Here is a 19,725-nt window from a genome sequence, read left to right as displayed (position 1 = left end):
AACAGCGCACACGCAAACCAAAGCAGGCCATCATCTCATTGCAAATCATCACGCCCTTATGTCTTCGCCATCCAGCCCTTTGACAACGCGATCAGATCCGACGCTTTCAATAACGCCTTCACGACCAGCCGACTCATGATTTTCTGCCGACGCATTGAAAACAGCGAGCGTGGAGGGGCTAGACAAGCCATAGATTGGCATGCCCCTCCCGTCAGCACGAAAACCCTGGCCATAGACGCGAGCGCCGCGCCCCCAGGGAGGGGTCAGGTGAAGCAGACAGACCGGCAACGGGATCTTCGACCGCCCCTGGTCCGCCATCCTTGCCCAAAACAGACGATCGGCCTCCCGGTGGCCTTCCGACCCGGAGTCCACGACCTGCCCCCTACGCCTGGCAGCGATTCATGGACTTCGCCGGCCGGTTCTGGGGCAAGCGGGCTGAGTCGTCGACGGCGGAGCAGGCGGACGACCGCCTGCCCCGGCCTCTCGGGGCACCTGCGACGTTCTCCGTGCGCGCCTCGTCACCCCGCGAAGCGGCGGAGGATCAGAGCCGTGTTCTGGCCGCCGAAGCCGAAGCTGTTGGACAGAACGACGTCCACCCGGCGCTCGTGGGCTTCGCCGGGGAGATAGTTGAGGTCGCACTCGGGATCGGGGCTTTCCAGGTTGATCGTCGGCGGCAGGACGCCGTCGCGAATGGCGAGGAGCGAAGCGATCGCCTCGACGGCCCCGCCGGCGGAGACCAGATGGCCGGTCATGCTCTTGGTGCTGGAGATCGGCATCGTGTAGGCCCGGTCGCCGAAGACCCTCTTAATCGCCAGCGTCTCGATCGAGTCGTTCGACGGGGTGCTCGTGCCGTGGGCGTTGATGTAGCCGACCTCGGAGGGGTCCATCTCCGCATCCTCAAGCGCGATCCGCATGGCGGCGATGGCCCCGCGGCCTTGATCGTGGCTGTCGGTCAGGCGGAAGGCGTCGGCCGTGGAGCCGTGGCCGGCGATCTCGCCGAGGATCTGAGCGCCTCGGGCGCGGGCGTGCTCCAGGTCCTCCAGCACAAGGACGCCCCCCCCCTCGCCAAGCACGAAGCCATCGCGGTCGCGGTCGAAGGGGCGACTCGCCCGCGCGGGGTCGTCGTTGCGGGTGGACATGGCGGTCAATAGAATGAAGCCGGTGACGCCTAGCGGGTGAATCATGCTGTGCGCGCCGCCGGCCAGGACGACGTCCAACTCGCCGCGACGGATCAGGTCGACGGCCCCGCCGATCGCCTGGGCGCTGGCGGCGCAGGCCGTCTGGCAGGTCATGTTGGCCCCCCGAGCGCCGAAGACCGACGCCAGGTGCCCGGCCGCCTTCCCCGGCTCCTGATCGTCCTCGCGGGTGGGGTGCAACCGGCGGAGGCCCATCCGGGTGAACGCGGCGGTGTCCACCTTCCCGCCCTGATTGGAGCCGTGAACCAGTTCCACGAACCGGCCGAAGTCCTGCTGCCCCTCGCCCGAGCCCAGGTAGACGCCGAACCGCGAGGAGTCCAACTTCGCCACGTCGAGCCCGGCGTGCGCCACCGCCTGGGTCGCCGCCGCCAGCGCGAACTGCGACGTTCGGCTGTGCTCGGTCCAGCGGGCCGAATCGTCGCGGTAAGCGCCCAGGTCGAAGCCCGAGACCTCGGCCGCAATCCGGGTCGGAAACGTCCCGGCGTCGAAGAGCGTGATCGGCCCGACGCCCCCCCGGCCCTCGCGCAGGGCCTCCCAAGAGGACTCGACGTCCCTGCCGACCGGCGTGATCATCCCCATCCCCGTGACCACTACACGTCGCCGCATCGCGAAGTCCTCCACACCCTTCCCCCCGTGATCGCGACGAATGATAGGACGACCGTCCTTCAACGTCAAGACGAGGGGGATGGGCGGGAAGTCGCGATCAGTTCTGAGGAGCCTCGGCGGGCTTCTCGGACTCTTCCTTCGGCTCAGCCTTGGGTTTGGCGGGCTCGACCTGAACGTCGACTTCGAAGGTGAGGTTCGTGGAGCCTTCCGGAGGGATGACGGCGCTCAGGGTGGTCTTATCGAGCGAGGAGAAGTTGGGAGGGATGTTCTCGACGGCCGTGGCGATGGCCGGGTCGGGAACCATGCCGCCTCGAGATGAGGCCCCGAGGACCCGGCCGTCGGCCGAGACCAGATAGCTCAGGGCGACCTTGTATTCGCCCGGCAGGCCCCCTGGTCGGCTGGCCGTCATCAACTCAAAGCGGCCCTCGTCGTCGGTCTCGCCTACGGACGAGGTCCATTCTTTCGGCAAGAACGTGACGACCACGCCTTTGAGGGGTTTACCGCCGACCTTGACCGTCCCGGAAGCGGGGACGAGCTTCTCGAGCATGGCGAGACGCTCGTCCATGAAATCGTCCGAATTGCCGCCGCAGCCGGCGGCCAGGGCGGCAAACAGCCAGAGAGCGGCGAGTCGGGAGGAGTTGCGGGCGTTCATGGACGATCCCTCGGACAGTGGGCCTGTTACTTGGCGTTGGTCTGCTTGATGGCAGTCGCCGCTGAAGCCGAACGCTTGACGTCGTAGTCGATCGGCGAGCCGCCGGCCTCCACCTGAGCGTCGAACTCGACCTCGGGCTCGGGCGCTCGCTTACTGCGGGGTTTGGGCGCGGCTTTTCTCATCTCGCCCAGCATGAAGGGGTCGTCCTTGAAGGCCTCGGCGGCGACGGAATCCGCCTTGACATCGCTGACTTCGGGCGGGGCGACCTTGACCTTGTACTTGCCGGGGGCCAACCCCGACCGCGACTTGAAACGGGCGAGATAGGTGCCGGCGGGCCCGGTGACGTCGCCCCCCGGCGTCTGGTCCTTGTTGGAAGGATCAGGGACGAAGGCGATCTGGGCGTTCGCCAGAGGTTCGCCGTTCATCGTGATCGTCCCCTTCACGGGGACGAGAGAGATCGCGGAATCCTCGTCGCCGCAACCGGTCACAATCAGGAGCGCCGCGATGGGGACGAGCCGTTTCGTCGTCTTCAGGAAATCCATGGAGCCCTCGCGAAAAGCTGGGCGGCGCTCTTGAGGACAAGAGCGCCGCGGGGCGGACTGGTGCGTCTGGTCTTCGTCGCGACGACGATCAGAAGGCGTCCGAGCTGATGATTTCGCCGCCGGCGATCGTGGCGGCGCTCCACCAGGTGTAGACGCTGATGGAATTCTTGATGAACCGGGCGCTGCCGTCGCCCATCAGCATGTTCAGCCCGCCGGAGTGCTTGCTGGAGAAGGTCCAGGCGTACGGAGCTTTCTTGCCGAACTCCGAGGAAGCGGGGTAGAGGTAACCCGACCCGGCGTTGGGCAAGAACGAGATCGCCGACGTGCTGCTGGGCGGGTCGATGCGGCCGTGGACCGCCGTGTGCGTGCCCGACCCCCAGTAGGGGCCGAAACGGGGCGGCGAAATCGGCGCGGTGGTCGATCCCTGGTCGTACTTCGAGATGCCGTTGACCGACTCGCCGGCGAGGAACGTGTTGCTGGTGCCGTCGGTCATCGCGGCGATGGTCGTGGCCATGTCATTGTAGAAGGCCCCGCGAGCCGCCGAATTCGCAGCATAGACGTTCGTGCCGCTGCCCGGACAGTAGTAGTCGGTCAGGTTGGTGCAGTTGAGCTGGTAGTTGGCGCGCCGGGCGAGGATCCGGCGATAGGGCCAATTCGCCGCCGTGTTGGCGTCGGTCGGGGCGTCGGGCTCGACGTCGCTGGGGCACCAGAACGAGCTGACCATCGTGCTGCAGACCGTCGTGTTGACCAGGTCCGAGCCGATGACGATGGTGTTCGGGCTGGAGCCGAAGTACGTGTTGTTCCCCGCCTGCATGTAGTTGTAGGCGTTGGCCAGCGCCGTCTGCTCGAAGTACGGCAGGATCATCACGAAGGCCGTGGTGTTCAAGACCTGCCCACCAGGATTCAGGTAGAGGCAGCTGCCCGAATAGATCTTAGCCGGAGGAAAGGCGCCGACGGCGCTGAGGTAGTTGTGGAAGGCCAGACCCATCTGCTTCAAGTTGTTGGTGCACTGGGCGCGCCGCGCGGCCTCGCGGGCGGCCTGAACGGCCGGTAAGAGCAGGGCGATCAACACGGCGATGATCGCGATGACGACGAGCAGCTCGATCAGAGTGAACGCCCGACGAGGGGCGCTGCGAGGGGTCGCGCTCATTCGATAAAACTCCACGGCGAGAAGGGCGGGCGAGGTATCGGCGCGCGGGATCGCACGCCACGGGAAGAGCCGAGGATCGGAATCAATCCGAACAAGGGAAAGGAGAGTGGAACCCAAGGTAGATTCGTCAGCCGCGGCCGGCAATTCAATTTTCGGCATTCGATTTCTAACTTTCGGCCTGAACGCTCTCTCACCCGGCGCGCGTTCGGCCGAGGTTCGAGAGTCTGACCGGCGACGATTCGACTCGTCCGAAGGGCTCATCGGCGAATCCTCTCCCCCGCAAGAGGCCCCGGTCAGCGACCGAGGGTCGCGGTCTTTGCAGCGTCCTGGCCCGCCCGCTTGACGTCGTGATCGATCGTCGAGCCGTCGGCCTCCACCTCGGCGTCGAATTCCACCTTCGGCTGAGGGGGACGCTTGCCGCGGGCCTTGCCGGTGGCGGCGAGGCCCTTCTTCATCTCGCCCAGCATGAAGGGATCGTCCTTGAAGTCCTCCTGCAGGGCGGCGTCAATCTTCAGATCACCCGTATCTTCGGGCGGCGAGATGCTGACCTTGTACTTGCCGGGAGCAAGGCCCGAGCGGGTCTTGAAACGGGCGAGATAGGTGCCGGCGGGCCCGGTGACGTCGCCCCCCGGCGTCTGGTCCTTGTTGGAGGGATCGGGGACGAAGGCGATCTGCGCGTTCGCCAGAGCCTCGCCGTTCATCGTGATCTTTCCCTTGACGGGCGCCAGGGAGATCGAGGAATCCTCATCGCCGCAGCCGACTGTCATGATCAGGACGGCCAGAGGGATGATGAATCGCATCGTCTTCTGGAAAACCATGGGGCTCTCCCGTGGAAAAAGCGAGCGGCGTCCTGGTCAATCGGGACGCCGCCGCGAAGCGGAGTGGGGGTCCGATGGGCCGACCAGACTCACAGAGCGTCGGCGCTGACGATTTCCCCGCCGGCCATGGTCGCGACGCTCCACCAGGTGTAGACGCTGATGGAGTTCTTGATGAACCGGACGCTGCCGTCGCCCATCAGCATGTTCACGCCGCCGGAGTGTTTGCTGGAGAAGACCCAGGCGTACGGAGCCTTTTTCTGAAATTCGGTCGCAGCGGGATAGAGGTAGCCGGAGCCGGCGTTGGGGAGGAACGAGATCGCCGACGTGCTGCTGGGCGGATCGATGCGGCCGTGGACCGCCGTGTGCGTGCCCGACCCCCAGTACGGGCCGTACGCCGAGGAATACTTCGAATACCCGTTGACCGACTCGCCGGCGAGCATCGTGTTGCTGGTGCCGTCAGTCATCGCGGCGATCGACGCCGAGGTGTCGTTGTAGAAGGGGCCCATCTGAGAGGAGTTCGCGGCATAGACCTTGGAGCCGCTGCCCGGGCAGTAGTAGTCGGTGTAAACGGTACAATTCAAAAGGTAATTGGATCGCCGGGTGAGGTTGCGGTGGTAGCTCCCGGTCGAGGCGTCGTTCGGCGCGTCCGGCTCCACGTCGCTGGGGCACCAGAACGAGCTGACCATCGCGCCGACGACCGTCGTGTTCACGACTTCCGAGCCGACCACCACCGTGTTCACGCCGCCGAAATTCGTGTTGTTTGAGGCCTGCATGTAGTTGTAGGCGTTCGACAGCGTGGTCTGCTCGAAGTACGGCAGGATGAGGGAGAACGCCGTCGTATTCAGGACGAAGCCGTTGGGGTTGAGCCCGTAGCTGCAGCTCCCCGAGTAGATCTTCGGCGGCGGCAGGGCGCCGACCGCACTCATGTAGTTGTGAAAAGCCAAACCCATCTGCTTGAGGTTGTTGGTGCACTGGGCGCGGCGAGCCGCTTCGCGGGCGGCCTGCACGGCTGGGAGCAGCAGGGCGATCAAAACGGCGATAATGGCGATGACGACGAGTAGTTCGATCAGCGTGAAAGCCCGAGGGCGAGCTTTGCATGGGATCGCGGTCATACGGAGACACTCCACGGCGATTAAGCCAGGCGAGATACCGGCGCGCTGAACCGCACGCCCTGAGCGAAAAGTTTGGACCGGATTCGATCCAGACCGGAGAAGGGAGAGAGAGACCACGGTAGAACCGACCGAACACACGAGCAATTCAATATTCGATATTCGTTTTCTAACTTTCGGTTTGCGTCGCCTGGCCCCGGAACGGCCTGCCGGCTACCATAAAGGAGAGTTCGTAAACATGTAGAGTAGAAATCCGACGCGACGCCTCTCCTCGTCAAACCTCGATCAAGGCCGGTACGCATGCCTGGACCTCCGCCCCCCGCCTGCCGACGCGACGGGCCCCCGCACGTCGCCCTGGTGGTCCAGACCTCGATGGCGTACGGCCGCAAGATCCTGCAGGGGATCGCCCGCTACGCGCATGAGCACGGGCCCTGGACGTTCTATTTCGAACCTCGGTCACGACAGGATCCGCTCCCGCCCTGGCTGAATTCGTGGGACGGCGACGGGATCATCCTGGGCGTCTCCCACGGGTTGAAGGGGGTCCGCCCCACGCGTCGCGTTCCGATCGTCGACCTCGACGACCAGGGGGGGCGCCCGCACATTCAGAGCGATCACAGGGCGATCGGCGCGTTGGCGGCCGAACACCTGCTGGAACGCGGGTTCAAGCGCTTCGGCTTCTTCGGCTACCCCGGCTTCCGCTGGTCCTCGGCCAACTACGAGGGCTTCGCCGAGCGCGTCCGTCGCGAGGGCTTTGAGTGCCGGCTTTACCGCGGCGGCCAGACGGCGTCGTGGGGCCACCAGCTCCCCGCCTGGGAAGAGGAGATGGAGACCGCCTCGCGCTGGATCGCCTCGCTCCCCAAGCCGCTGGGTCTGATGACCTGCAACGACTTCCGAGGTATCCAGGCGCTGGAAGCTTGCCGCCGCGCCGGGGTTTCGGTCCCGGAGGAGGTCGCCGTCGTGGGGGCCGACGACGAGACGCTCGCCTGCGAGATGGCCAACCCGCCCCTCTCCAGCGTGATCCCCGACTGCGCCGCCATCGGCTACCAGGCGGCCGCCTTGCTCGACCGCATGATGAAGGGCGAACGCCCCCCACGCGAGTTGTTGACGATCCCCCCGCTGGGTGTCTCCGTCCGACGCTCGACCGAGATCACGGCCATCGAGGACCCCTGCGTCGCCGAGGCCGTCCGCTACATCCGCGACCACGCCTGCCAGGGCATCCGCGTCGACGACGTCCTGCGACACGTCACCGTCTCGCGCAGCAAGCTCCAGCGCCTGTTCCGCGAGGAGATCGGCCGGACGATCCACGAGACCATCGCCCGCGAGCGGATCCGCCGCGTCGAGCAACTCCTCGTCGAGACCGACCTGGGCTACGAGGCCGTCGCCGAACGCGCCGGGTTCACCTACCTGGGCTACATGAGCACCGTTTTCCGCCAGGCCACCGGCGTCACCCCCGCCGCCTACCGCCAGCAGCACGCCCGCGACCGCGCCCGCGAAGCGACCCTCTGAACGCTCCCGGCGCTCACTCTCGGAGAAACGACCCATGAAACGCCTGCTCGCGCTCGCGGCCCTGGCCGCCATCGCACCGACGGCCCTCGCCCAGCAACGCCCGGAGATCACGCCGGCCGAGAAAACCGCCCGCGACGAGATCCTCGCCCTCCGCGGCGAGGGCTTCATCACCGTGCCGCCCTGGATCCAGCTCCTCGCCGGCGACGCCGTCGGCGTCGGCTGGATGACCTCCGGCCCCGGCGACGGCCGCGTCGAGTGGACCCAGGACGCGGAGCCCGACACCCAGGTCGCCTGGAAGAACGCCTCCACGTCCCGCTATGGCCTGGTGCAGGCGAACTCGACCGTCCAGAAGGCCGTCCTCAAGGGCTACGACCCGTCGAAGCCCCTGCGCCTGCGGGCGGTTTCGCGGCCGATCACGACGTTCAAGCCCTACCAGGTGGTCTACGGCGAGCCGACGACGTCGAAGGAGGTCCGCATCCCGCCGATCCGCCACGCCGACGGCTCGGCCTCGTTCCTGGTCTTCAACGACGTCCACGACCGGATCCAGTTCTATCCGCTGCTCACCCCGCTGCCAGGGCCGGGCGTCGACTTCATGGTCTTCAACGGCGACGTCCTCACCGACCCGATGACCGAGCAGCAGGTGGTCGAAAGCCTCCTCCTGCCGATGGCCTGGTTCGCCTCGAAGGGGATCCCCTGCTACTTCCTCCGCGGTAACCACGAGACCCGAGGCGCGATGGCCCGCCGACTGCACGAATATCTGCTGCTGCCGGAAGACCGCTATTACGCCGCCATGACCTTCGGCCCGCTCCGGCTCCTGCTGCTCGACTCGGGCGAGGACAAGCCCGATTCCAGCAAGGAATACAGCGGCCTCAACGATTTCGATACGTACATGGAAGAGGAGCGCGACTGGCTCGCGAAGGAGATCGCCTCCGACGTCTACAAGGCGGCGACCTGGCACGTCGTCGTCGAGCACATCCCGCCCGACTACCGCACGCCGCTCGACAAGAAGTGGTACGGCCCGACGCGCGTCGAGAAGCTGTTCGTCCCCCTCTTCGACGCCGGCAAGATCGACCTGGCCGTCTGCGCCCACAACCACCGCGCCGACGTCGTCCCACCCCACCCCGACCCGTCCAAGGGCTTCCAGTTCCCCGTCTTCATCGGCGACGCCCACCCCCTCGCCAGGGCCACCGTCCTCCGCGTCGACGCCGCCCCGAAGACCCTCCGCATTCGACGCTTCCAGTCGAACGGGACCGTCGGCGCGGAGCAGTCCTGGACGAAGCCGTGACGAGCCGCCCGCCCTCCACGCGGAATCACGAAGATGACACGATTTGCGATGGGCTTGCAGTCACTGCTATGACAGATCGAGGGAAGCCAGAACGTCCGCTTCCTTGCCGAGATCTTTGCGAGCCTTCTCCAACTTCTTTCGCTTCGCCGCCGTGATCTCCGGGTGAGCCTTCAACCAGTCGGAGATCGCTCCCGCCGCCCCCTGGATCCGCTCCCGAACCGCTTCCTTGAGGTTGTTGCAGTCGTTCCAGTCCCAGTCCTTGGGGTACTCGGGATCCTCATAGGTCCCGACCGCCTGACCGACTTCTCCGAGTTGGTCATACCCGCCCTCGGCGAGAAGCCGGACCATCTTGCCGAGGATCTTATACATGGCGGGCTCGACGACAAGCCGGTCGTAGAGTGTCTTGAGGTAGGTTGAGGCATCCTTCAAGAGAACATCCACCGAATCTGATTTCTTCACGAGTCGGTTCGACAGCGGTTCGATGTTTACCGCGTGACTCTCTTCAATAGAGTCCCGCTCAAGCTTCCATTCGGGATCGAGCTTCGCGATCTTATAATAGTCATCACAAATCTCTGATGCTTCGTCTCTGGAGGAAGCCTCGACCATCACCGTAGCTAGGTCCCAAACGGACCGTATCCGCCGAACCAGCACACTGTACTGAAGCATTTTCGCTCCAGTCTCTGAAGGCCCCGAAGTCGAACCGTCGCTATCAGGCGTGGTCTGGGTCGGGCCCGTCGCTTCTGGGGAGCCCCCTGAATTCCGCGATTCAGATTGCATGGCTTCAGCGCTGGAATCCTGACTTGCCGGCTTTGCTCGATCGATGAACACGCTCTTTCGTCCCAATGGAAGATCCTTGGGGGCGTACTGCTTATAGAGGCCGATGAACTCCGTCGTCATGGGCTTGCTCGCGGAGTCTGCCGAACGCAGACCTGCCTTCGATCGGCCCCAGAGGGCCAACGAGCCGTCGAGACCCGAGCTGATGTAGCGCGTGAAGTCGCGATTGACGTCCACCGAGGTGGCGACGTTTTCGTGACCCCGCCATCGCCCGACTTCCTCGCCCTTCGCCAGCGAGAACTCCACGAGATCGCCCGAGAAATCCGGGAGGATCACCCCGGCGCCGTCGCCGGTGAAGGCGAGTCCGTTGGCGATAGGGGCTTCGTCGTAAACGTCCCGTTCATCGTCGTCGGCAGCGGATTTCATGAAGAGAGGGATGTCGGTGTCGTAGGGATCGACGTCGGCGTTGACGCGATAGTGGACGACGTGCTCGAGGGAGGGGAATTTGACCACGTCGAACGTCACTGGAGGGATATCGCCGACGATGGCCAGGTAATCGCCGGCCGGGCTAAATCGGATGTGCTGAGCGAGGTATTTCAGGTCCAGATCTAGAGAGGTGCTGTAAACACTGGAGGAGTCAAACCTCGCGAACCGTACACATGAGCTGTCCGCCCCGGCGCCCACGAGTGCGAAGATTTCACCTTCAGGATGCGCGGCAATGGCAACAACGCAGTCGTAAACATTTTCATCTAACGAGGCAAACTCGGCTCCGTCCGCGACGTTGAAAGCACGGGTGTCGCCGTCGTCGTTCACGGCCCAGGCCAGAATCAACCGTCCGTCGACGGAGAATGAACAACTGCCATATCCCAGGCTCTTCTTGCTTTTCGGGCGTCGCCCCAGAGTGGAGAGGAGCGATCCGTCCGCCGTGGACCGGATATCGATCGCGCGGCCCCTGCCTACGCAGGCGAAGCGGTCGCCGTCGGGGTGGACGCTGGCGTCGAAGATCCTCTGTTGAACCGACTGCCGGCCGCCGATCGACCAGGCACGGACGATCTTGTCGCCTGCCACGTCCCAGCGAGTGATCTCATCGTCGGCCCCGGAGAGTGCCAGAAACCCGTCGCCGGCGGGGAGGAAGACGACCTTGGATATGGGCTTCCCGTATTCCGTAACGCGATCCAGAAGATTCATCGGCACTTCCTTTCGCCTCCCACGTCAGGGCGTGATGACAATCGCGCTGCCGACTCGTAGGCGTCCACCGTCCGCCGCTTGTTCATGTCGTCCAGGCTTCGCTGGATGGCCTGAAACGTCGGCTCTCGACCTGCGGGAAGGGCATTTTCGCTTTCCCACAGGTCGAGAGCCTCGTCGAGCATAAGGTCGTTCGCGAGTTCGGCTGACTGGATGGAATCCCTTCGCTCAAATCCTTCCTCACTCTCCCACGCCGACGTCCGCGCCGGGGTAGAGCTTGCCGTCGATGGTCCACTCGGTCGGGGTCTTCTGGCGGACGAGGGCCTGGAGGGACTCGATCCGTTCCAGTTCGTCGCGGGTGGTGAGGCGGTTCTTGGCCATGTCGGCGGCGGCGACGCCGGCGGCGGTGCCGGTGGACCACTCGATCGGGTGCAGGCGGGTCGCGGCGTTGGCCAGGAAGCTCTGGGCCATCGTCTTGCCGGCGACGAGCAGGTTGCCGTACTTCTCGTTCGTCAGGGCGCGGAACGGGATGTAGAACGGCAGCGTGTCATGGGCCGAAGTGATGTAGGCGGGCATCTTGCAGGTGGACATCGGGTGGACGTCCATCGGGTAGGCCCCCAGCGCGACCCGGTCGAAGAAGCGTCGGCCCGTCTTCTTCGCGACCGAGCCGGTCAGGTCGCTCCCCTTCAGGACGTAGCCGTCGACGCCGATCGAGCGCCGGGTGTCGCGGATGTAGGGGAGCTTCGCCAGGCCGTGCGAGGTCCCCAGGACCGAACCGTCGAGCAGGATTTGCCGGGGGTCGATCCCCTCGGGAGCGTGCTGCTTGAACCAGTGGTGCCAGCCCAACGCCCGGCGCTCGGCCTCGGCCATTACGGCCAGGTCGACGCCCCCCTTCCAGTCAGCCTTCTGGGCCTCGGCGTCGGTCTTCGAGATGAAGAGGTAGCCGAACGGATAGTCGTTGCCGCCGGCCTGGAGCTTGGGCGAGTATCCCCAGTTCTGGAGGCAGAGGTCGCCGACGGCCGCCGGGCCGCCCCCCTTGGCGCTCTTGATCCGGCGATAGGTCCAGATCTTGTTCCAGGCCTCAGCCTTGCCGTGGAACTCGTCGTAGCCGAAGCCGGTGACGCCCTCGGGACCGGCGGGCTCGTCGGCGCCCTCGGCGGCGAAGCGCTGGACGAAGTCGTAGACCGTCGACTGGCCGCAGCGGTCGTCGCCAACGCGGCCGCCGTCCTCGGTCTCCACGCCCTGGAGATAGGGAGCGTCGGCCAGGACGAGAACCTCGCCCCACTCGGTGGCGTCCAGGAAGACGACAGGACGCCCGGCGGGGGCCTCAAAGCGGATCACTTCCTTGTCGAACCGCGAGGAAGGCTCGGGGCTGTACCAGTCGGCCAGGTCCTTCGAGGGGAGAAGATCATAGCCCCCAGCGGCGACGCCCGGCCTGGGCGTGCGGCGGATCGCCGTGATCGCCGTGATGCGATCGCCGGCCGCGTCAACCTTCTTGATGACGGTGTCGCGGAAGACGACCAGCTTGCCGGATTCGACGAGCTTCTTCTCCAGCGGCAGCAGGTGCTGGTCGAGGAAGTTCTTGGGCTCGAAGCAGTAGTTGCTGACCCATCCCTGACCGGGGTTGCCGGTGGCGTCGAGCATCGCGCGGAAGTTGGGCGTCATGTTGACGCGGTCGCGGGCGATGGAGAAGACCTTGTAGGACTCGCCGGTCTTCTTGTCCTTGATCGTGTGCCAGGCCTCGTCGATGGCCGGCACGGCGCTCGAGGTAATCTGGCCGCCGACCCAGTCGGTCGGCTCGATGAGGCAGGTCCGCGCGCCCGACTCGGCCGCAGCCACGGCCGCCGCGAAGGCCGCCGTCGTCCCGCCGGCGATCACGACGTCGAAGTCCGCGTAAACCGTCCCGGCGGCCGCCGCCGCTCCCCGAGCGAGAGGCCCTCGCGCAGTCGCCGCCAACGCCAAACCCGCACCCCAAGCCCCGAGGAACTCTCGCCTGCGCATCAGTCCGCCTCGACAGATCAAGAACATCGAGACTCCTCACTCATCTCCGTCCAGCCCACGACGACTCATCGTCGACGCCGCCTTTCGAATCGGCTGCCATGGCTACGCAAGCATGGGCATGGCACCCGACACCCGGCCGAAACCGAAGCCCGGGGGAGGGGATCCGTGAAGAGTCTCAGGAAGTCATCCATCAAAACACAACGACGCACGCCGCGGCTTCGCGGCGTGCGTCGTTAAATCCTAACAAATTCGTCTCGATCCGGTCGACGCCTCAGGCGCCCGCGGCGGCCGCGGCGACGGCCTTGGGCTTGACGGCGGCCGGGTCAGGGAGCTTCCAGGGGGAGCGATACGGGCGGGAGAGCATCGAGGCGGCCTCGGCGTCGCCGACGATCGTCTCGGCCTTGGGGTCCCACTTGATCTTCCGGCCGGCCCGGATGGCGATGTTCCCCAGGTGGCAGACGGTCGCCGAGCGGTGGCCGATCTCGACGTCGCAGATCGGGTTCTTGCGCGACTTGACGCAGTCGAGGAAGTTCTGGTGGTGGTTCTTGCTGACGTACAGGTGGACCGTGTCGCTGTGGCCCTCCTGCTTGAGCAGATCCGGATTGCTGGCGGAGATGCTGCCGCGGGAGACGCCGATTTCGCCCTTCTCGCCCTTGAACTGGACCGAGTGGCCCTTGCCCTCGCCCTGCAGGCAGAGGAGCTTCACGCCGTCATCGTAGGTGTAGACGATCTTGCTGGTCTCGGCGACCTCGAACCAGTGGTCCTTGTTGAAGGTGGCCGTCGCCTCGATCTCCGACGGGCCGGATTCGTCGCGGCCGAGGGCCCACTGGGCGATGTCCAGGTGGTGGGCGCCGAAGTTCGTCATCTGGCCGCCGGAGTAGTCCCAGAAGAAGCGGAAGAGGTAGTGGACGTGCTTCTCGTTGTAGGGCCGCTCGGGGGCGGGGCCAAGCCAGAACTGGTAGTCCAGCTCGGCGGGAGGGGTGGAGTCGGCGACGGCCGGGCCGGCGAAGTTGACCTTCGGCAGCAGGACGTGGACCTCCTTGATCTTCCCCAGCCGACCGCTGCGGACCTGCTCGCAGGCCAGGCGGAAGCGGTCGTCGGAGCGCTGCTGGCTGCCGGTCTGCACGACCCGCTTGGAGGCGCGGGCCACGTCGACCATCCGTCGCCCCTCGGCGATGGTCAGGCTGAGCGGCTTTTCGCAGTAGACGTCCTTGCCGGCGGCGCAGGAGTCGGTCGTCGCCAGGGCGTGCCAGTGGTCGGGGGTGCAGACGACGACGGCGTCGATCGAGTCGTCGTCGAGCAGCTTGCGGTAGTCGCCGAACGTCGCCGGCTTGCCGCCAGCCTTCTGGACGACGTCGGCCGTGGAGGCCAGGTGCTTCTTGTCAACGTCCGCCAGGGCGACGACCTCGACTTCCTTCTTGCCCAGGAAGCCCTTGAGGTTGTCGTTCCCCTGCCGACCGACGCCGATGAACCCGAGCCGGATCCGCTCGGACGGAGCGACCAGGCCGGCCCGCGTCTTGCTCGTCAGGATCGTCGGGAACGCCAGGCCCGCCGCCGCGCCCGCGCCGGCCCCCATCAGGAACCCGCGCCGGCTAGTCCTCGTCTCGCCGTTCATCTCGTCTTCCCCCTGGCTGAGTCGTATTCCGAAACAAGGTCGACGTCCCGGGGCGGCAGATGTCGCGCCGAGGACCGAATCGCTCCATTCTGGAGCGCCGGCCGCCTCGACGCAACCTTGCGACGAATCCACCAACTGCCGCGAAAGCCAGATTTTTACTGTACGCATGTTGACTTATCGTCGATAACTGGTTTCAATCCCCTGACGTCGTGATCTCTCCAGGAGAGATGACCGGGTCATCCCTTCAGTTTCGTCGGCTCCAAGCGAGGAGAGCGAGATATGAACAAAATGAAGACCTGCCTGTGGTTCGATCATGGCAAGGCCCGCGAGGCGGCCGAGTTCTACGCCAGCGTGTTCCCCGACAGCCACGTCGGGAAGGGGCACGCCTCCGCCGCGGACAATCCGTCCATGAAGGAGGGCGAGGAACTGATCGTCGAGTTCACCGTCCTGGGCCAGGATTACATCGGCCTCAACGGCGGGCCGAATTTCAAGCCGAACGAGTCAGTCAGCTTCATGGTGCTGACCGAGAACCAGGAAGAAACCGACCGCTACTGGAACGCGATCGTCGACCACGGCGGCGAGGAGAGCGCCTGCGGTTGGTGCAAGGACAAGTGGGGCTTCTCCTGGCAGATCACGCCGCGCGTGCTGCTCGAAGCGACGACCGACCCGGATCGAGCCGCCGCGAAGCGAGCCATGGAAGCCATGATGACGATGGGGAAGATCGACATCGCGGCGATTGAGGCCGCGCGCCGGGGCAAAGGCTGAGCTGAGGAAAGGAGAGACGCCTCGCTTACCCAACGGCCAGGTGTTCTCTCATTCCCGGTCCATGGCGACGGGATTCGCTCCAGAGAGACGATTCCAAACTCTTTCCGCCATGACTCGCGCCAGGTTAGACTGGAGTCGCAAAATGCATCGCATCGCACAGGCGACATTGCGAATCCCGAACCCCGACTCCAGTCGAGCGAGGCGCTCATGGCGACCGAGTTCACCTGCCCTTATTGCAACGCCACGCATTCGCTCCCCGAGGGGTTCGTCGGTCCCCGCGCCGTCTGCGTCTCCTGCCGGAATCTGGTCACCGTAACGCGTCATGCCCCGGCAGCCGCTCCTGCCGTCGACGACGAGCCAGAGGAACCCACCGCGCTGACCATGACGAAGAGTCGTCCCCAGGTCGATTCCGAACCGATTCCGCCCTCGGAAGCCCCGCCCGAGGATCCGGGGGCGGAAGAGGACGACGACTGGCTCGATGAGGAGTATGAAGCCCCGTTCTGGACGCCCAAACGGCTGGGGGCTGGAAGCGCCGGGCTCCTGGTCGCGGCGCTTGCCTGGATCGCCGTGACGAGGCTGCTCGCCCCCAGTCCGCCGCCGCCCGTCGCGAAGTTCCCCTCCAACCCTCGCACCTGGATCCGGCCGACGAACGGCCCTTTGGCAGCCACGCCGCTCACGGGTCTGTCGACTCCCCTGCAACCACTGAACCTGCCCCCGCAGCCTCCGAATTTGGGGGTGCAGCCGGGACTTGCCGGGGCGCCTTCTTCTCCGGGCCCGATCGCACCGCCGGCCGCAAATCCCGCCGTGGTCCAGGCCGCCTCGAAACCAGCAGCTCCTCCGGCGATCCCACCGACCGCTCCTCCGGCGATCCCGCCGGCCGCTGCCCCGGCAGCCCCGCCGGCCGCTCCATCGGCGACTCCGCCGGCCTCCGCGCCGAGCCTTACGGACCTGGTGACCCGGATCAAGGAGGCGACCGTCTACCTGAAGGTCGGCCAGGGTCGAGAGCAGTCGAGCGGAACGGGATTCGTCGTCCGGGTCGACGGGAACACGGCCTACATCGCCACCAACCACCACGTCGTGGGCATGCGCAACGCCCAGGAGACCGAGGGCGACGAGACGACCGCCGCTTCCCGTTCCTCGATCACGGCGGTCTTCCGCAGCGGTATGCCGGGAGGCCGCGAGGTCAGCAGGATGGCCCGGGTGATCGCCTACGATCGCGAGGGGAATCGGGACCTGGCCCTCTTGCAAGTCGACGGCGTCCCGTCGCCGCCGGCCCCGATCGAGCCGTCTTCCGTCTCGGACGCAACCGAGACGACGCCGGTCCTCATCTGCGGCTTCCCGTTCGGCGATCTTCCCGGCATGCTCCCCGGCGCGAGCGACCCGGGGGACCACCGCAATCCCTCGGCCTCGACCGCGCGGGGCTCGGTGTCGCGGCTCCAGTACGACGAGGCCGGCCGCCTGACGGTGGTCCAGATCGACGGCTCGATCAATCCGGGCAACAGCGGCGGCCCGGTGGTCGACGAGAAGGGCCGGCTGGTCGGACTGGCCGTGGCGAAGATCGCGAACACCAACATCGGCTTCGCGGTCCCTGCCTCCGAGTTGGTGCGGATGATCGCCGGCCGCGTCGGACGCGTCCGCCTGGGAGTCATGTCGACGAAGGGCGGCGAGACCGTCCTCGACGTCCGCGGAGCGGCGATCGACCCGTTCAGCAAGCTCCGATCGGTGGAACTGCTCGCCGGACCGGAGTCGCCCGCATCCCCTGATCCAATCGCGGGTTGGGCGGAGATCCCCGGCGCGGACCGAGCGCCGCTCGAGAATCGAGCCGGTCGGCTCTCGGGCACGATCCGCGTTCGGCCGACGAACGGACGGGCGATGAGTTTTCAGATCTGCGCCCGCGACGAGTCTGGGGCGACGATCCGGGAGAAGCCCTTCCGCTATGTCGTCCCCTCCGTCCCCGGCGCCTCGACCCTCGTGGTGCGCAACCCCGCGCAGGGGGGGGACGACGGAGCCAGCTCGATCAACCCCGGCGACCTCGTCGACCCATCAAAGGCCTGCAAGCTGACCAAACGCGAAGACGGCGTCGTCCTGGACGTCCCCGCCGGCGTCTTCCTGCTGGGACCGGACTTCGCCTCGCGGCCGTCCCCGATGACGCTCACCGAAGTCCAGGGGGACTTCGACATGAGCGTGCAGGTCGGCGGCTCGCTGCTGCCGGGCCTTGAGCCCGCCAAGCACAAGGGGAAGTCTCTGCCCAACACCTACCAGGGGGCCGGCCTCGTCGTTTACGAGGACAAGAACAACTACGTCTGGATCGAGCGAGGCGTCACCGTCGAACGAGACCGCTTCAACGGCGGCCGAGGGACCACGACCAAGACCGAGGTCGTCGTCGAGTTCCGCGACAACGGCCGGCTCCAGGGCCCCTTCGTCCAGCATGCCCCCGAAGGTCCGCTGAAGGTCCGGATCGTCCGCCTGGATGGGGCCGTACGCTGTTTCTTCGGCACAAATCAGTTCGTCTTCACCCTCCAGCAGCTCCCGATGAGGTTCCCCGACAAGGTCAGAATCGGGCTCATCGGCTCCAACGCCTCGAAGGAACCGCTCACCGTTCGCTTCATGGATTTCTCGCTCAACCAGGAGAACGTCCGCGAGAGGAATTGACCGCCCTCAACGATCCGGGACGCGACCGCTGCCCAGCGAGACTTCCATCCGACGGTTCTGGCTGACGACCCTGACGCTTTCCGCCGCGGCCGGCATTGGGGTCGGTGTATTCACGGTGGAGTGACGATCGAACTTACGGCCGTTCCAGCCCGCTCACCACGCGCTTCGTCGAAGCCGATTCAACCGCCTGATCGTCGTCGCCAAGGCCGTGGCGGGGCGAGGCGAGGCGGTCGGTGTCGGGCGCCCCGCCCTGGCAGGTCGGCTTATTTCTTCTGGGACGCGAGGTACTTCGTGGTCTCCTCGCGGCATCGCTTCAGTTCCTCAAGATCCCATCTCGGCCCCGTGATCCACTCGCAGAGGTTGTCGCCCAGGATATCGAACTGCTCCTTCGCTTCCTGGAAGTGCTCGCTCGTGAAACACGCCATGGCGTACTTGCTCCGCACGATATGGTCGTCGGGGTGTCGCTTCAGGTGTTCGGGGTAGACCGTCGAGAAATCCGCCCACACGTCCGGCTTCCTGATGTAAGTCTTCCATTCGCCGGGTTCCATCCTCGTGAAACGGCGGTAATGAGCGTCCAGGGCGAGGATCGGGAGGCCGACGCCCCAGTTCTTGGTGGCGGCGCAAGCCCTGCCGAAAGCCACCATCTCCTCGCCTTCCTCATCCCCGTACCACTTGGGATCCAACCAGTTCAGTTTCGCCGAGCATGAACGGTGATCGTTCCCGTTGTTCCGCATCGCACGCTCGAACCACGTCTCCATCGCCTCGCGATCGCCGCCCCCGTTCCCCGTCTCGACGGTCAGCATCAGGTTCGGCACGATCGTGCTGGCCGGGTTCAGTTTCCATGCCTGCTCCAGGGCCTCCCTGGCCGCGTTGAGCCGCGAATCGAAGAGGCGAAATCCCTCCTCGGTGACCGTGTTGGCGTAACCGCCGCCCCGCGCTTCCCACGCCCAATCGATGTAGAAGGCCCCCTTGGCCGCCAGTCGCGAGTATTCGGCCCCCCCGAACTTGGCGAGCTTGGAGTCGACGCGGTCGAAGGCGGCCTTATGGTCGCCGGAGAGCACTTTGTTGATGGCGACGGCGGACCGGATGATCTGATTCCAGCGGTAATACCATTGCTCGCCCCTCGGATCCTCGGCCATGCTCTTGGGCAGTAATTCCAGGACGCCGTCGAGTTCTCGCGCGACCTGCTTCTTTTCGTCCTCGCTGATGTTCTCCTTCAACGACGCATAATCCGCGGCGGCGAGGAAGACGAACGCTTTACGGATCGGCGGGTAGGCACTCTGCTTCATCGCGTCAGAGATCGCCCGTAGTTTCTTCGTGAACTCCGCCATCTCCGCCTTCGCGGGCGGCGAGAGAAAGGCGAGATAAAAGCGGACGAGCGGGTCGTCGCAGCCGGCGTCGACCGCCTTCTTCATCGCGTCGCGAATATCAGCGTCCGTGATGGGCGGATCGATTTGATCCGAGGCCTTGCGAGCGAGTAGATCCAGGGCGCCTCGGGCCAGGTCGTCCCACTTGGGGTTCTTTTTGCCGACACGATCGTACGCCTGCGGGAACGTCTGGAGGTGCCACTCCCGGCATTCGCGGTCGAGCGCTTCCATCTTGGCGTGGTCTTGCGGGATCGGCCTGTCATCTTGCGCCGCCGCGTACGAGGCCAGCAAGGTCAAGCAGATGGCGAGCATCGGTCGCATCGAGAGGGGCTCCGTGCTGAAGAGCGTTGGCAAGCCTTGGCGTCGGAATCGCCACTAAGAAAATAGTAGGACGTCATCATGCCTCAGAGCAAGCTGGGCCGCGAATGGTCCGTCGCCGATCCCACGACGCCACGGGTTCGGGGGTGATTATCCGGTGGCTTCCGGGAGCGCGATCGGTTCT

The 19,725-nt window shown here is 65.7% G+C and carries 14 protein-coding genes; 4 read left to right on the top strand and 10 right to left on the bottom strand.

Features of this window, described 5'->3' with window-relative positions:
- Positions 1 to 518 precede the first annotated feature (518 nt).
- The 6 genes from fabF to G5C50_RS09305 form a co-directional block, all read right to left on the bottom strand.
- Positions 519 to 1,802, bottom strand: a complete 1,284-nt coding sequence (gene fabF / locus G5C50_RS09330) for a beta-ketoacyl-ACP synthase II (protein WP_165068157.1) — start codon at positions 1,800 to 1,802, stop codon at positions 519 to 521.
- 97 nt (positions 1,803 to 1,899) lie between these two features.
- Entirely contained in the window at positions 1,900 to 2,454 is a 555-nt protein-coding gene (locus G5C50_RS09325; protein WP_165068155.1) for a carboxypeptidase regulatory-like domain-containing protein, read from the bottom strand.
- A gap of 26 nt (positions 2,455 to 2,480) precedes the next feature.
- Positions 2,481 to 2,996, bottom strand: coding sequence for a carboxypeptidase-like regulatory domain-containing protein (locus G5C50_RS09320; RefSeq protein ID WP_165068153.1), 516 nt, complete (start codon positions 2,994 to 2,996; stop codon positions 2,481 to 2,483).
- An 88-nt stretch (positions 2,997 to 3,084) separates the two neighbouring features.
- Positions 3,085 to 4,146, bottom strand: coding sequence for a DUF1559 family PulG-like putative transporter (locus G5C50_RS09315; RefSeq protein WP_165068151.1), 1,062 nt, complete (start codon positions 4,144 to 4,146; stop codon positions 3,085 to 3,087).
- Positions 4,147 to 4,439: 293 nt separating this feature from the next.
- Positions 4,440 to 4,964, bottom strand: coding sequence for a carboxypeptidase-like regulatory domain-containing protein (locus tag G5C50_RS09310; RefSeq protein ID WP_165068149.1), 525 nt, complete (start codon positions 4,962 to 4,964; stop codon positions 4,440 to 4,442).
- An 89-nt stretch (positions 4,965 to 5,053) separates the two neighbouring features.
- On the bottom strand, positions 5,054 to 6,076 hold the full coding sequence (locus G5C50_RS09305; protein ID WP_165068147.1) for a DUF1559 family PulG-like putative transporter: 1,023 nt from the start codon (positions 6,074 to 6,076) through the stop codon (positions 5,054 to 5,056).
- A gap of 297 nt (positions 6,077 to 6,373) precedes the next feature.
- On the opposite strand from G5C50_RS09305, the gene G5C50_RS09300 reads away from it, so the two are divergent.
- Together G5C50_RS09300 and G5C50_RS09295 are read left to right on the top strand one after the other, a co-directional pair.
- On the top strand, positions 6,374 to 7,579 hold the full coding sequence (locus tag G5C50_RS09300; protein ID WP_165068145.1) for an AraC family transcriptional regulator: 1,206 nt from the start codon (positions 6,374 to 6,376) through the stop codon (positions 7,577 to 7,579).
- A gap of 34 nt (positions 7,580 to 7,613) precedes the next feature.
- Positions 7,614 to 8,864 carry a metallophosphoesterase family protein gene (locus G5C50_RS09295; protein WP_165068143.1) on the top strand — a complete coding sequence of 417 codons (1,251 nt, stop codon included), beginning with the start codon at positions 7,614 to 7,616 and terminating at the stop codon, positions 8,862 to 8,864.
- Positions 8,865 to 8,930: 66 nt separating this feature from the next.
- Here the strand turns inward: G5C50_RS09295 and G5C50_RS09290 are convergent, their stop codons facing one another.
- From G5C50_RS09290 to G5C50_RS09280, 3 genes are all read right to left on the bottom strand, one after another.
- Entirely contained in the window at positions 8,931 to 10,706 is a 1,776-nt protein-coding gene (locus G5C50_RS09290) for a WD40 repeat domain-containing protein (protein WP_165068140.1), read from the bottom strand.
- A gap of 357 nt (positions 10,707 to 11,063) precedes the next feature.
- Positions 11,064 to 12,824: an FAD-dependent oxidoreductase gene (locus G5C50_RS09285; protein WP_165068658.1), complete on the bottom strand. Its 1,761-nt coding sequence runs from the start codon at positions 12,822 to 12,824 to the stop codon at positions 11,064 to 11,066.
- Between the two features lie 271 nt (positions 12,825 to 13,095).
- Entirely contained in the window at positions 13,096 to 14,439 is a 1,344-nt protein-coding gene (locus tag G5C50_RS09280) for a Gfo/Idh/MocA family protein (RefSeq protein WP_165068138.1), read from the bottom strand.
- Positions 14,440 to 14,718: 279 nt separating this feature from the next.
- On the opposite strand from G5C50_RS09280, the gene G5C50_RS09275 reads away from it, so the two are divergent.
- Both G5C50_RS09275 and G5C50_RS09270 read left to right on the top strand, forming a co-directional pair.
- Entirely contained in the window at positions 14,719 to 15,204 is a 486-nt protein-coding gene (locus tag G5C50_RS09275) for a VOC family protein (protein ID WP_165068135.1), read from the top strand.
- A 207-nt stretch (positions 15,205 to 15,411) separates the two neighbouring features.
- A complete protein-coding gene (locus G5C50_RS09270) occupies positions 15,412 to 17,856 on the top strand; it encodes a S1C family serine protease (RefSeq protein ID WP_165068133.1) in 2,445 nt (814 codons plus the stop codon).
- Positions 17,857 to 18,119: 263 nt separating this feature from the next.
- On the opposite strand, the gene G5C50_RS09265 is transcribed toward G5C50_RS09270, so the two are convergent.
- Complete coding sequence (locus tag G5C50_RS09265) at positions 18,120 to 19,544, bottom strand: hypothetical protein (protein ID WP_165068130.1); 1,425 nt, start codon at positions 19,542 to 19,544, stop codon at positions 18,120 to 18,122.
- Between the last annotated feature and the right edge of the window lie 181 nt (positions 19,545 to 19,725).

This window comes from Paludisphaera rhizosphaerae, assembly GCF_011065895.1.
Taxonomy (GTDB): Bacteria; Planctomycetota; Planctomycetia; order Isosphaerales; family Isosphaeraceae; genus Paludisphaera; species Paludisphaera rhizosphaerae.
This window is presented reverse-complemented; position numbering and strand designations above follow the sequence as displayed.